This is a genomic window from Streptomyces sp. NPDC059373 (assembly GCF_042751495.1).
Taxonomy (GTDB): Bacteria; Actinomycetota; Actinomycetes; order Streptomycetales; family Streptomycetaceae; genus Actinacidiphila.
Genome location: NZ_JBHYXC010000020.1, coordinates 55,597 through 68,130 on the forward strand (window position 1 = coordinate 55,597; position 12,534 = coordinate 68,130).

Annotated in this window: 10 protein-coding genes and 1 pseudogene; 5 read left to right on the top strand and 6 right to left on the bottom strand. The window is 72.4% G+C overall.

The genetic code is table 11. From position 1 onward, the window contains the following. Positions 1-144 precede the first annotated feature (144 nt). On the top strand, positions 145-1,146 hold the full coding sequence (locus ACFXJ5_RS24845; protein WP_384634997.1) for a lytic polysaccharide monooxygenase: 1,002 nt from the start codon (positions 145-147) through the stop codon (positions 1,144-1,146). Here ACFXJ5_RS24845 and ACFXJ5_RS24850 read toward each other — a convergent pair. The 3 genes from ACFXJ5_RS24850 to ACFXJ5_RS24860 all read right to left on the bottom strand — a co-directional run bounded on the left by ACFXJ5_RS24850 (position 1,139) and on the right by ACFXJ5_RS24860 (position 6,674). Next, a complete protein-coding gene (locus ACFXJ5_RS24850) occupies positions 1,139-2,026 on the bottom strand; it encodes an esterase/lipase family protein (protein WP_384635000.1) in 888 nt (295 codons plus the stop codon). The genes ACFXJ5_RS24845 and ACFXJ5_RS24850 overlap by 8 nt on opposite strands. A gap of 206 nt (positions 2,027-2,232) precedes the next feature. Continuing rightward, a complete protein-coding gene (locus ACFXJ5_RS24855) occupies positions 2,233-3,228 on the bottom strand; it encodes a DinB/UmuC family translesion DNA polymerase (RefSeq protein WP_384635003.1) in 996 nt (331 codons plus the stop codon). Next, a complete protein-coding gene (locus ACFXJ5_RS24860) occupies positions 3,225-6,674 on the bottom strand; it encodes a DNA polymerase III subunit alpha (RefSeq protein ID WP_384635005.1) in 3,450 nt (1,149 codons plus the stop codon). The genes ACFXJ5_RS24855 and ACFXJ5_RS24860 overlap by 4 nt, the downstream gene beginning before the upstream one ends. 187 nt (positions 6,675-6,861) lie before the next feature. Between ACFXJ5_RS24860 and ACFXJ5_RS24865 the strand changes: the two genes are divergently transcribed. Together ACFXJ5_RS24865 and ACFXJ5_RS24870 are read left to right on the top strand one after the other, a co-directional pair. Then, positions 6,862-7,281 carry a Smr/MutS family protein gene (locus tag ACFXJ5_RS24865; RefSeq protein WP_384635008.1) on the top strand — a complete coding sequence of 140 codons (420 nt, stop codon included), beginning with the start codon at positions 6,862-6,864 and terminating at the stop codon, positions 7,279-7,281. A gap of 70 nt (positions 7,282-7,351) precedes the next feature. After that, positions 7,352-7,837: a GNAT family N-acetyltransferase gene (locus ACFXJ5_RS24870; protein WP_384635011.1), complete on the top strand. Its 486-nt coding sequence runs from the start codon at positions 7,352-7,354 to the stop codon at positions 7,835-7,837. Here ACFXJ5_RS24870 and ACFXJ5_RS24875 read toward each other — a convergent pair. After that, complete coding sequence (locus ACFXJ5_RS24875) at positions 7,807-9,027, bottom strand: amidase (RefSeq protein WP_384635014.1); 1,221 nt, start codon at positions 9,025-9,027, stop codon at positions 7,807-7,809. The two genes, ACFXJ5_RS24870 and ACFXJ5_RS24875, sit on opposite strands and share 31 nt — an antisense overlap. A 490-nt stretch (positions 9,028-9,517) precedes the next feature. Between ACFXJ5_RS24875 and ACFXJ5_RS24880 the strand changes: the two genes are divergently transcribed. Beyond that, positions 9,518-10,069 carry an ArsR/SmtB family transcription factor gene (locus tag ACFXJ5_RS24880; RefSeq protein WP_384635016.1) on the top strand — a complete coding sequence of 184 codons (552 nt, stop codon included), beginning with the start codon at positions 9,518-9,520 and terminating at the stop codon, positions 10,067-10,069. A 147-nt stretch (positions 10,070-10,216) separates the two neighbouring features. Here ACFXJ5_RS24880 and ACFXJ5_RS24885 read toward each other — a convergent pair whose 3' ends face one another. Next, positions 10,217-11,140 carry a slipin family protein gene (locus tag ACFXJ5_RS24885; protein WP_384635019.1) on the bottom strand — a complete coding sequence of 308 codons (924 nt, stop codon included), beginning with the start codon at positions 11,138-11,140 and terminating at the stop codon, positions 10,217-10,219. A 118-nt stretch (positions 11,141-11,258) separates the two neighbouring features. Here ACFXJ5_RS24885 and ACFXJ5_RS24890 point away from each other — a divergent pair. After that, positions 11,259-11,501, top strand: a pseudogene (locus ACFXJ5_RS24890) (alpha/beta fold hydrolase); the annotation flags it as partial. Positions 11,502-11,534: 33 nt separating this feature from the next. On the opposite strand, the gene ACFXJ5_RS24895 reads toward ACFXJ5_RS24890, so the two are convergent. Continuing rightward, the gene (locus ACFXJ5_RS24895) at positions 11,535-12,494 is read right to left on the bottom strand and encodes a helix-turn-helix transcriptional regulator (protein ID WP_384635022.1); all 960 of its coding nucleotides are present in this window, start codon (positions 12,492-12,494) and stop codon (positions 11,535-11,537) included. Positions 12,495-12,534: the final 40 nt, after the last annotated feature.

The following is a 12,534-nucleotide window of genomic DNA, read 5'->3' on the forward strand; positions in this document are numbered from 1 at the left end:
GGCCGGACTTCTGAGGTGACGCTTAGCGCCGGGTTAAACGCGGCATAAGGATCAGTCGCAGGGCCTCCGAGCAGCGGTTTCGCCCGTCCGCGCGGGTTAGCGTGCTGCTCGCCCGGCACGTCCCGCCGCGAAGGAGCCCCCACGATGACCGCCCGGACCGTACGACGCCGCACAGCCGCCGCAGCCGCTGCCATAGCCATCGCGGCGCTCGTCCTGACCGGACTGGGCGCCACCCCCGCGAACGCCCACGGCACCATGGGCACGCCGGTCAGCCGGGTACTCACCTGCTACGCGGAGAATCCCGAGAACCCGACCTCGGCCGCCTGCAAGGCCGCCGTCGCGGCGGGCGGCACCCAGGCCTTCTACGACTGGAACGGCGTACGGATCGGCGACGCCGCCGGGCGGCATCAGCAGCTCATCCCGGACGGCAAGCTGTGCAGCGCCGGCAACGACGAGTTCAAGGGCCTGGACCTGGCCCGCGCCGACTGGCCGGCGACGCAGTTGAGCAGCGGTCAGCAGAATCTGGCGTTCAGGGTGACGGCGCAGCACAAGGGCACCTTCGCGCTGTACATCACCGACGACAGCTATGACCCGTCGCAGCCGCTGAAGTGGTCCGACCTGGAGTCGACGCCCTTCGCGACCGTGACCGATCCGACCGTGGTGAACGGCAGTTACGTCCTCCCGGCGAACGTACCGGCGAAGTCCGGCCGCCAGCTGATCTACGCGATCTGGCAGCGTTCCGACAGCCCGGAGGCCTTCTACTCCTGCTCGGACGTCGTCTTCGGGACGGGCAGCGCGTCGTCGTCCGTCTCGTCCGCAGCGTCCACCTCGGCTACAGCCAGGGCTTCGGCCACCCCGACCGCCGCCGCGTCCACTCCCTCCGACGCCCAGATCGCGGCGGGCGCGAGCAAGTCCACCGTCACGCACCACCACCACTCGGCCTCCCCCACCACGGCCGACGTCGCCAACACCCCTGCGCCGGAGGCCTCCTCGACCCCGCTGGGCCTCGCCGAGACCGGCAGCTCCGGCAGCTCCGCGCCGTACGCGGTCGGGGGTGCCGCGGCTGTCGCGCTCGGCGCGTCCGTGCTGATGCTCGCCGCCTCCCGGCGGCGGGGTGGCCGCCGCCGTTCGGCGCGTGTCAGCTGAGCGCGGACGTGCAGTCGGTGCGGGTGGCGTGGGCGGGGTCGAGGGCGTTGGCGGCTTCGTGGAAGGCGATGCGGTCGAGGAGGCCGATCGCCACGTGCTCCGACAGGTCGGCCGAGCAGAGGTTCTGCAGGACGACGTTGTGCACGTCGGAGCCGGACAGGAACTGCGAGGTGTACGGCGTGACGACCTCGTCGTACCTGGTCGCGATCACCGTGTAGTGGACGCCGGACACGGTGTCGCCGCCCGCGTTGAGCTTCTGGAGGAAGGCGGATCCGGCGATCTGGTCGCTGAGCCCCGGTGCGAGGACGCCGTTGACGGTGGTGGACGCGCCGGGGAAGTAGGCGAGTAGTTGGGTGAGTCCGTCGAGGGTGGTGCCGTGGTTGTCGGGGGCGAGGCCGACGAGGGCGTTCACCTTGGCGGCGCCGCCGAGGAACTTGAGGTAGTAGCGCGGCATCATGCCGCCCTGGGAGTGCCCGACGATGTCGGTCTTGGCGGCGCCGGTGGCGGCCAGGACGCGGTCGACGTATACGGAGAGCTGCTGGGCTGAGTCGGCGATGGGGCCGAGGCCGTAGAAGAGCGGTACCCCGGGGAGCTGGCCGTAGTCGAAGGAGTAGACGCAGTAGCCACGGCTCACCAGATAGGGCGCGAAGCCGAGCCAGTTGTCCACGGAGTTGCCGAAGGTGCCGTGGACGAGCACGACGGGGCGGGGGTGGGCGGCGGAGGGCTTGCAGGAGTAGTTGTTCCAACCGCTGCTGGTGGTGGCGGTGTCGGCGGCGGTCGCGGTGTCGGCGTTGGCGGCTATGGGCGTCGCAGTCAGGGCGGCCGTCAGGGCCAGGGTGGAGAGGGCCCGGAGCACGGATCTTGGCTTGAAGGGCAGCATCGTGTGACCTCCTCGCAGGTCGGGTGAGGTCGCCGCCGTGGCAGCGAACCTGTCCAACTGTGATCCGGATCACAAGGTTGCTGAGCTTCCGTCAATTTACGCGCCAGTAACAAAAGGAGCCAGCTACTCGTTGGTAAAGAATTGGCCTAGTGGCCCCACTTGACCTCCACAGCACGATAAGGAGCCCCGGGCCCGACCGTCTCGCGTCAGCTGCCGCTGCGGTCGGCGGCCAGCGTGGCGGGGTGCACGGCGGCCGGCCCGAAGCGGCGGCGGGCCCTGTCCGCGGCGGCCTCCGCGGCGCGGGCGCGGCCGTCGCCGGGGTCCAGGGAGAGTTGATGGTGAGCGTCGTCGGCCGGCCGCAGGTCGTCGGCGCGGAGGGTGAAGGCGCGCACGCGTGCCCGTTGCAGTCCCAGGGCCGTCAGGAGGCCGAGCGCGGTGACGGCCAGGGCGGGTGAGTGGCTGGTGGGTTCGATCAGGGTGCGGGCCCGGCTGGTGGAACTGCGGTCGGCGTAGCGGACGGTGAGGGTGAGGTGGCCGGCGACCTGACCCTCGGTCCGCAGGCGTTGGCCGAGCTGCTCGGCGAGCGCGAGGACGGCGCGGTGGTGCTGCTCCGGGTCGAGGCAGTCCCGGTCGAGAACGAGGTCGGCGGTCAGGTGGGCCGCGGGTGCCTGCGGGGTGACCGGGCGGGGGTCGTGGCCGCGGGCCCGTTCGGCCAGCAGCCGGGCAGGGCCGGCACCGAGCAGGCGCTGGAGGGTCGCCGCCGGGAGGTCGGCGACCTGCCCGATGGTGTGCAGACCGTACCTGCCGAGCGTGGTCGCGGTCGCCCGGCCGATTCCGGGCAGCGCGGTCACCGGTCGGGGCCGCAGCCACGCCGCGGCCTGGTCGGCGAGGACCTGGAGAGTACGTCCGGGTGCGGACGCGGCGGACGCCATGGCGGCCAGCATGCGGTTGCCGGCCAGGCCCGAGCTGCTTTCGATGTCGTAGAGGGCCATCAGGCGCATCTTCGCCATCTGTACCAGGTCGTACGGGTCGAGGTCGAAGTATCTGAGCGCCGAGGTCAGGTCGAGCTGGACGGCATGGGGCGGGAAGGCCTGGACGCGGGGGGTGATACCGGCCAGCAGGTCCAGCACCTCCGCGTACCGTCCTTCGTCCAGGTCGCCGTGCAGGTGCAGGTGGGCGATATGCCGTGGGCGGGTGGTCATCCCGCGCTCCCCGGGCTGCGGTGACCGAGCTTTCGCAGGTCGGCCGAGCGGGTGCCGGCGGGTTGCAGGTCGGCGTAGGGATGCAGCCGGGCGCCTGCCGTGCCGTCGGGAAGGGTGCGCTGCGGCTGTGCGGGAGTCGGTTGCGGGTGGTCGGCACCGAGCAGGGCGAGGGCAGCTTCGGGACCGTTGTCACGCCGGGCGGCGGCGATCCGGTCCAGGTCCCAGGCCATGGTCCCGACGATCGTCCGCCGGGTGCCGCGGACCTGCACCGTCCCGCGGACCAGCAGCAGCCCGCTGTGGAAGACCGTATGCGCGCAAGCCTCGTGGGAGTCCTCGAAGAACGCCAGGTCGACCAGGCCGGAGCCGTCCTCCAGGGTGACGAAGATGATGCGCTTGCCGCTGGCGATCGGCGGGGTCTGGGTCGAAGCGCGTACTCCGGCGACGAGGACCTGCTGCCCTGCCCGCAGTCCGGCCAGATGGGCGGCGTCGGTCGCGCCGATCTCCCGCAGCAGCCGGTGGTGGTGCTCCATCAGGTGGCGGGAGACGTCGATCCCGAGAGTGTTCAGCTCCGCGTTGAGGGCTTCCCGCCCGGTCATCTCCGGCAGACCGCTCGACTCCGTTCCGCCGATCGCGTCCGCCTCGATGGGCAGCTGGCCCTTGCCTGCGGTGCGGACCCGGGACTGCCGGTGGAGTTCGGCGATCTGCAGCAGCAGATCCCGCCGGGTGAGCGTGCCGTCGTGCAGGCAGGACAGGGCGCCGATCTCGGCGAGGCGTTCGGCGACCGGCCGGCTGGGGTGAGCCCGCTGCCAGAAGTCCGACAGCGATCCGTACGGCCCGCCTGCCGCGATCCGCGCGCACTCGTCCTCACTGATCCCGCGCACCCCGGACAGCGCGAGCCGCACCCCCCAGCGGTCTCCGTCGACCCGCTCCACGATGTGCTCCGCCCGGGACCGGTTGACGTCGACGGGCAGGACCGGGACACCGCGCCGGCGGGCGTCGGAGACGATGACCCGCTTGGGCCACATGCCGGGATCGTGCTCCAGGAGGCCGGCCAGCAGAAACGCCGGAAAGTGGGCCTTCAGCCAGGCACTCTGCAGGGCGGGCACGGCGAACGCGACCGCATGCGCCCGGCAGAACCCGTACGCGCCGAAGGCCTCCACCGTCGACCACACCTCGTCACGGACCTCGGGGCTGTAGCCACGGGCGGCGGCCAGCTCGTGGAACCGCGCCTTGATGCCGGGCAGCTGCTCCTTGTCGCCGAGTGCCCGCCGGGCGATCTCGGCCCCCGCCAGGTCGCAGCCGGTCATCACGTGCAACGTCTCGATGATCTGCTCGTGCCAGATGGTCACCCCGTAGGTGTCGGCGAGGACGGGTTCGAGGGCGGGGTGGGCGTAGTGCGGGTCGCCGCCGTGCCGCGCGGCGATGTACCGCTCGGGCATGCCGCCGGCCACCGGCCCGGGGCGGAAGAGGCTGATGTCGGCGATGACGTCCTGGACGTCACGGGGCTGCAGCCGCGACAGGAGATCCTGCTGACCGGGTGACTCGAGCTGGAACATGCCGATCGTCTGGCTCTCCTGGATGAGCTTGAAGGCGAAGACGTCGTCCAGCGGGACCTGACGCGGATCGTCCAGATCGATACGGTCGCCGGTCGCCCGCTCGATCTCGGCGACGGCATGGGCCATCGCGGACTGCATCCGTACGGCCAGGACGTCGAGCTTGATGTTTCCCAGGATCTCGACCTCCTCCTTCGCCGCCATCGCCATCGGGTAGTCGCCCTGGGGCGTGGGCTGCACCGGCAGCCGGTCCAGCAGCGTCGCGTCGCTGATGATCACCCCGCACGGGTGCATGGCCATGCCGTGGACCAGCGAGTCGAGCCCCTCAGCGAGCTCCCACAGCGGCCCGTACCGTTCCGCTTCCGCTGCGAGCTGCCGCAGCTCGGGCAGTTCGGCGAGCGCGTTGGTGATGTCGCAGGCCCGCAGGTGCGGGAAGCTCTTCGCGATCCGGTCCACCTCGTCCGGCGGGATACCCAGCGCCAGGCCGGTGTCCCGCAGCGCTCTGCGGGCCCGGTACGTCTCGGGCATGGCGGTGACCGCGACCCGCTCGCTGCCGAAGCGGCGGAAGATCGCGTCGTAGCACTCCAGCCTGCGCGCCGATTCCACGTCGATGTCGATGTCCGGCAGCGACGGCCGCCGCTCGCTCAGGAAGCGTTCGAACAGCAGGCGGTGGTCCAGCGGATTGGCCGTGGCGATCCCCAGCGAGTGGCAGACCATCGAGCCCGCGCCCGAGCCGCGAGCGGCGACCCGGATACCCAACTCCCGGATGTCGGCGACGACTTGGCCGACGGCGAGGAAGTACGAGTCGTACCCCAGCCTGGTGATGATCTTCAGCTCCTCCTCCATCCTGCCGAGTGCGGCCTGGTCGCGGTCCAGGCCGCGCCGGACCAGACCGGTTTCGCACCGCTGCCGCAACAGCTCCCCGGCACCGCCCGGCCCGGCGCCGACGACCTCCGCCTCGGGGAAGTGCCGGGATCCGATCCCGAGGTCCGCCGCGGGGTCGAGGCGGCAGGCGGCCGCGGTGGCGGCGGTGTCGGCGAGCAGACGGCCCGCCCGGCGCGGGCCGGCCCCCGCGTGTTCGGCGACCGCCTGGGCGACCCGCGCCATCTCCTGGGGCCCCTTGAGCCAGCGCTGCCCGCCGTCCAGCCGCCGCCGGTCGATCGGCCGCAGCAGCCGGGCGGCGTCCAGCACGTCGGCGAGGCGGTGCTGGTCCGGGTCGGCGTAGCGGACGGCGTTGGAGAGGACGGCGGTGGTACGGGTCCGGTCGGCCAGCGCCAGGGTGCGGGCGGCCAGCCGCAGCGACCCCGGGCCGGTGCCGGGCCGGCCGTGCACGACCGCCTCGAGTCGTACCCCGTCGCCGAAGACCTCCCGCCACGGCTCGAGGAGCTTCACCGCGACGTCCTCCCGGCCCGCCGCCAGCGCCCGCACCGGCTCCGACAGCGGCCCGAGCAGCACGGCCAGCCCCGCCCCGCCGTGCTCGCGCAGCGCCTCCCACGGCACCTGGACCGGGGCGGCCCGGCTCGCGGTGCCCACGTGGGCGGCGGAGGTGATCCGGCACAGCCGCGCCCAGCCCTCCCGGTCCTGCGCCAGCAGTACGAACCGCAACGGCGGCTCCACCACATGGGCGCCCCCGCGCACCGGCGTCCGGCGCCGCTGGGCCGGTGGCGCCGGCGCGAGCGCCTCCACCGCGAGGTCGATCCCGAAGACCGGCCTGATGCCCGCCCCCGCACAGGCCTGGGCGAACCGCACGGCCCCGGTGACGGTGTCCCGGTCGGTCAGCGCCAGCGCCTCCATCCCCCGCTCGGCGGCCCGCTGCACGAGGTGCTCGGGGTGCGCGGCGCCGTACCGCTCGGAGTAACCGGACGCGACATGCAGATGGGCGAAGCCCGCCATGCCACACCTCCATCACTCCACCCCTTTTCAGCCATTCGCCCGAAACGTTCCTCGTACGTTCGTTCGATTAGCTTAGCGCGGTCATCCCAGGTCAGCGACTTCACAGGGCGCGTGTCCGCCCCCGAAGCGTTCGAATACGTGGCCGGAACAGATCCCTCCCGGCCATCTCCCGGACAGAGCAGCGGACTTGGTACCGGCCCGCCCTGAGCGGCTCGTATCAGCTCGGCGCGATGACGTTCGTCACCCCGGCAGGGGCGCCTGGGGCGCCCGCGGGCTGTGCGACGCGCTCCCAGGACGTACCCTCCGATCGTCAGGGGACGCACGGCGGACCCGATGCTCGAGCCGATCGGAGGCGATCGCCCTGCTCACGCTGGACCTGCACCCGATCTTCCGCAACAACCGCGACATCGACCTCGCACTGCGGGAGACCCTCTTCAGAGCTGCGCGTACCGGGGTCGACATCGTCGAGATCATCCCCGGAAAGGGAACGGGCCAGTTGAAGAAGAGGGTGCTGGCCTTCCTGGCGCAGAAGCACATCAAGAAGCTCTACGTCCGCGTGGAGACCGACGCGACCAACACCGGGCGCGTCCTGGTCCACCTCCGGTAGAACGAGCGCTCCGGTAGAACGAGGCGGTCCCGGCGGAACCGGCCGCCTCCCCCGCCGCGTCCCGACCACCATGGAAATCCGCCCGGCGGCCCCCGCCGACCTCGACGCGATGCTCGCGGTCCATACCGCCGCCCGCACCGCCTACTACCGCTCCGGCGGCCTGAGCGAGGCCGAGCTGACCGATCCCGCCGAACACGCCGAGCGTGCCGCCGGCTGGGCCCGCGCCATCGAACGGGCCGACCGGACCACCCTGTGCGCCGTGCACGCCGACGGCGCGGTGGTGGGCGTCCTGTCGATGGGGCCGCCCGCGGACACCGAGCTGTACCAGATCCACGTCCACCCCGACGCCTGGGGCAGCGGCATCGGCTCCCGCCTCCACGACGCCTACGTCGACGCCCTCCGCGCCGCCGCCCTCCCCCACGGCACCCTCGACGTCTGGGAGCGGAACACCCGCGCCCGCGCCTTCTACACCCGCCACGGCTGGCGCCCCGCCGGGCACCGCATCCCGGGGCCCGGCGGGGCGGACTACCTGCGGCTGCGGCTCGAGGTCGGCTGAAGGGCCTGAAGCGCCGCCGCCCAGGCCAGCAGTTCCTCGTCGGCGCCGGGGCGGGCGACGTACTGCAGGCCGAGCGGGAGGCCGTTCGCGGCGCGGCCGGCGGGGAGGGTCAGCGACGGGAAGCCCGCGTTGCTCCAGGGGAGGCACATGACGGAGTCGCCGGTGGTGCCGAGACCCAGGGGGGCGGGGCCGGTGGCGGCGGGGGTGAGCCAGAGGTCGACGGAGTGGTCGGACATGGCGGTGAGGAGGCGGTCGCGGAAGTCCTCGCGGTCGCGTGACGCCCGGGCGTAGTCGGCGGGGTCGACGGCGTGGCCCTGGCGGATCGCGGCCACGGTCTGCTCGCGGTAGAGGTGCCCGTGGCGCGGGAACCACTCGGCGTGGGTGCGGGCGACTTCGTAACGGTTCATGGTGAAGAGCTGGCGCACAGTGGCGTCGAAGTCCGCCATCACCGGCACCTCCCGGACCTCGAATCCGGCCGAACCGAGCTGCTTGGCCTGTTCGTTGAAGGCCTCCCGTGCCTCCGCCCCGGCCCGCTCCAGATAGGGCCCCGCAGGAACGCCGAGCACCGGCGGCCGCCCCTCGGACGGTACCGGCCGCCAGCCGTCGCACAGGACGGCCGCACCCCGCACCACGCCCGCCACATCCGCCGCGAAGACCCCGACCGTGTCGAAGCTCGGGGCGTTGGCGATCACCCCGTCCACCGGTATGCGGCCGTACGTGGGCTTGAAGCCGACCACCCCGCAGTACGCCGCCGGCCGGATCACCGACCCCACCGTCTGGGTGCCCACCGCCAGCGGCACCATCCCGGCCGCGACAGCCGCCGCCGACCCACTGCTCGAACCGCCGGGCGTGTGCGCCACGTTGTGCGGATTACGGGTCGGACCCGGCGCGGTCACCGCGAACTCGGCCGTCACCGTCTTCCCCGCCACCAACGCCCCCGCCGCCCTCAACCGGGTAACCAGCGCCGCCTCCGCCCCCGCCAACACCCCGGGCGGCACCGCCGACCCGGCCCCCGTCGGCAGCCCGTCGACGTGAATGATGTCCTTCACCCCGACCAGCACCCCCCGCAACGGCCCGCCCGGCGGCAGCGACTCCGCCTCGGCCGCAAGGCGCGCGGCCCTACCGGGCTCGGGCACGAAGGCATGGATCTCGCGGTCGGCTTCATCGATGCGCTCAGGCGAATACTCCATGGCCGCCCACCCTACGGTCCCGACAGGGCGGGAGACCGCGGTACGTGTCCGGCGCCGGGTGCGCCGTCGGCGAGTGAGCCGAAGTGGAGCGGTCGCTGTCGAAAAGGAGAACGCGCGCAGTTCGCGAGGAACGAGCGAGCGAGCACGATCGACTTCCCCCAGACTCCGTCTGGGAGGTGCCCCCACAGTGACTCAGCGCAACGGAGGCGAACCGAGCCGCTAAAAAAGGGGGAAAGTCGGTACGCGTCCGGCACCCCGGGCCACGCCGCCTGACCTCGTGAGCGATTTCACCCACAACTCCGCCCCGCCGTGCCTCGCCGAACCACCGAACCCGCAGCTCAGAACCCCCGCGAGACAAGCGCAGCCGCCTCACTCCCGCAGCACCGCACCGCCCCCCACTCCACAGCCGTCCCCCACGTCACAACCACGACCGCCAACCAAACGCTAGGGGGTTGCGGAGGCAAGGGTCCGACACGATTTACTGTCGCGCATGACGGCGACCGACCCCACCCTTAGAGCCCTGGCACACCCCGTACGGCTGCGCATGATGAGCCTCACCTGGACGGGACCCCAGTCCGCCGCGGAGCTGGCCCGCGAACTCGGCATATCGCAGGCCCTGGCCAGCCAGCACCTGCGCCGGCTCGCCGCCGTCGGACTGGTGGAACTGGCGGAGGTCCGCCCGAATCGGGGTGGCCAGGAACGCCGTTACCAGGCGGTGCACGGAACGTCGGTGCCGGAGCAGCGGCAGGACGGCGCCCCGATGCTGGCGGAGGTGCTGTCGCTCAACCTCCGCGAGCGCGCCGCGCGCCGCGCACCCGGTGAAGCGGTCACCGCCGACGCGGAGTTGTGGCTGTCGCCGGATGCCTGGGACGACTTCCGGCACCGGTTGGCCGCGCTGCTGGTCAACCTCCACGAGGAGGCGCGGGCGCCCCGTACGCCCGGGGCGGTGCATGTGGGGGCGACGGTGATGGCGTTCCCGCTCACCGCCCGGACCGCCACCCGGACGGCCCGGACGACGGAGAGCTCCGGACGCGGCCGCTGAGGGCCCGGAGAACCCGGGTCACCGGATCTGCGCGCCGACCGCCGCCAGCGCGATGGTCACCGGCTGGAGCGCATGCAGGAAGCAGGAAGCAGGAGAGCAGAAAGCAAGAAGCAAGAACACCAGCAGTGACCGACGAGCCCGGCGAACCTACTCGCTCAGCTCGGGGCGTTCGGGCTCCCGCTCGACCGCCGGCGGCTCCGGCGGCTCGAGCAACTCCGGTGGCTCGAGCAACTCCGACTCCGGCAGCTCCGGCGACTCCGGCGGCTCTGTAACGGCCGGTGCGGCCGAGGCCGGCGCGGCAGAGGGCTGGACGCCCTGCGGTGGGGCGGCGCGTTCGAGAAAGCGCAGCAGCTCGACGGGGAAGGGGAGGACGAGGGTCGAGTTCTTCTCGGCGGCGACGGCCACGACCGTCTGAAGCAGGCGGAGCTGGAGCGCGGCGGGCTGTTCGGACATGACGCCGGCCGCTTCCGCGAGCTTCTTGGAGGCCTGGAGCTCCGCGTCGGCGTTGATGACGCGGGCGCGGCGCTCACGGTCGGCCTCGGCCTGCCGCGCCATCGACCGCTTCATGGTTTCCGGAAGGGAGACGTCCTTGATCTCGACGCGGTCGATCTGCACGCCCCACCCGATGGCCGGGCTGTCGATCATCAGCTCAAGGCCCTGGTTGAGCTTCTCGCGGTTGGACAGCAGGTCGTCGAGATCGCTCTTGCCGATGATCGAGCGCAGCGAGGTCTGGGCCATCTGCGACACGGCGAAGCGGTAGTCCTCGACGTTGATGACGGCGTCCGCCGCGTTGATGACCTTGAAGTAGACGACCGCGTCGACCTTGACGGTGACGTTGTCCCGGGTGATGCCGTCCTGGCCGGGCACGGGCATCGTCACGATCTGCAGATTGACCTTACGCAGCCGGTCGACACCCGGAATGATCATGGTGAAGCCCGGACCGCGGACGTCGTTCCGCAGCTTCCCCAGCCGGAAGACCACACCCCGCTCGAACTGCTGCACGACCCGCATTCCGGCGAGGGCGTACACCGCACCGGCCGACAGTACGGCTGCCACCAACTCCACGACCATCACGGCCCCCTGCCATCCGCGCCCCGCGCGGCATCACGAGCCCGTCACCCCGGCGGAGCCCCGCAGGGGCGGTGATTCCACGGTACCTCTCGGGGCCCCGCTGGGGCAGGATGGCGGAATGCGTCTGTTCGGGACATCGGGCGGCCGGGAACTGGCTGCCGAGGCCTTCGGGGACCCGGAGGGCAGGCCGGTCTTCCTGCTGCACGGCACACCGGGCAGCAGGCTCGGCCCGGTACCGGACGAGGCGGTCCTGCGCGCGCGGCGCGTCAGGCTGATCACGTAGGACCGGCCCGGCTACGGCAGCTCGCCCCGGCATCCCGGCCGCCGGGTCGCGGACGCGGCGGCGGACGCGGCGGAGTTGCCCTCCGCCGCATGATCGTCTGCTGACAGCCCCTTACAGCCCGGGGTCCGTCGCTCTGGCCAGTCGGTCGGCCACGGTCCGTAGGTGCTTGACGAGCTCGGGCGGCTCGTGGACCTCGAAGTCGACGCCGATCATGCCGATGTAGACGGCGAGCGCGTCCAGCGACTCGGCGCCGGTGCGCAGCAGGCAGGTCTGGGCGTCGACGGCCTCGACGGTGCCGAAACCGGAGGAGGTGTACTGGGTGACGGCCTCGGCGTCGGTGTGCAGGGTGACGACCGCCTGGTAGCGGTACGCACGCGAGGTGACCCCCCGCGCGACGTAGGCGGCGGCGTCCATGGGCGGCTCGCGGAGCGTGAAGCGGGGACCGGTGGGGGGCTTGGGGTGCATGCGGTCGACGCGGAAGCTGCGCCAGTCGGCGCGGTCGGTGTCCCAGGCGAGCAGGTACCAGCGGCGGGCGTGGTGGACGAGGCGGTAGGGCTCCACGGTGCGGCGGCTCGAAATGCCGCCGTGGTCGCGGTAGTCGAAGCGCAGCCGCTCGCGGTCACGGCAGGCGGCGCCGATGACGGTGAGCACCTCCTGGCCGACGGCCGCCGGTGCCTTGCGCTGCGAGACGGCGACCGCCTGCATGGCCTGCACCCGGTATCGCAGCCGGGATGGCAGCACCTGCTCCAGCTTGGCCAGGGCGCGCAGCGAGGTCTCCTCTATGCCCTCCACGCTGCCGTCGGTGCCGGTACGCAGGCACAGCGCGACCGCGATCGCCTCCTCGTCGTCCAGCAGCAGCGGGGGCAGCGCCGCCCCCGCACCCAGCCGGTAGCCGCCCGCCGTCCCTGGGGTGGCGTGCACCGGGTAGCCGAGGGCCCGCAGCCGCTCCACGTCACGCCGAACGGTCCGGGCGGTCACATCGAGCCGCTCGGCCAGGTCGGGGCCGGTCCAGTCGGGGCGGGACTGGAGGAGCGAGAGGAGCCGCAGCAGGCGGGCCGAGGTTTCCAGCATGGCGCCAAGTCTGGCACCCGTCACGGACAGGTACTGACCG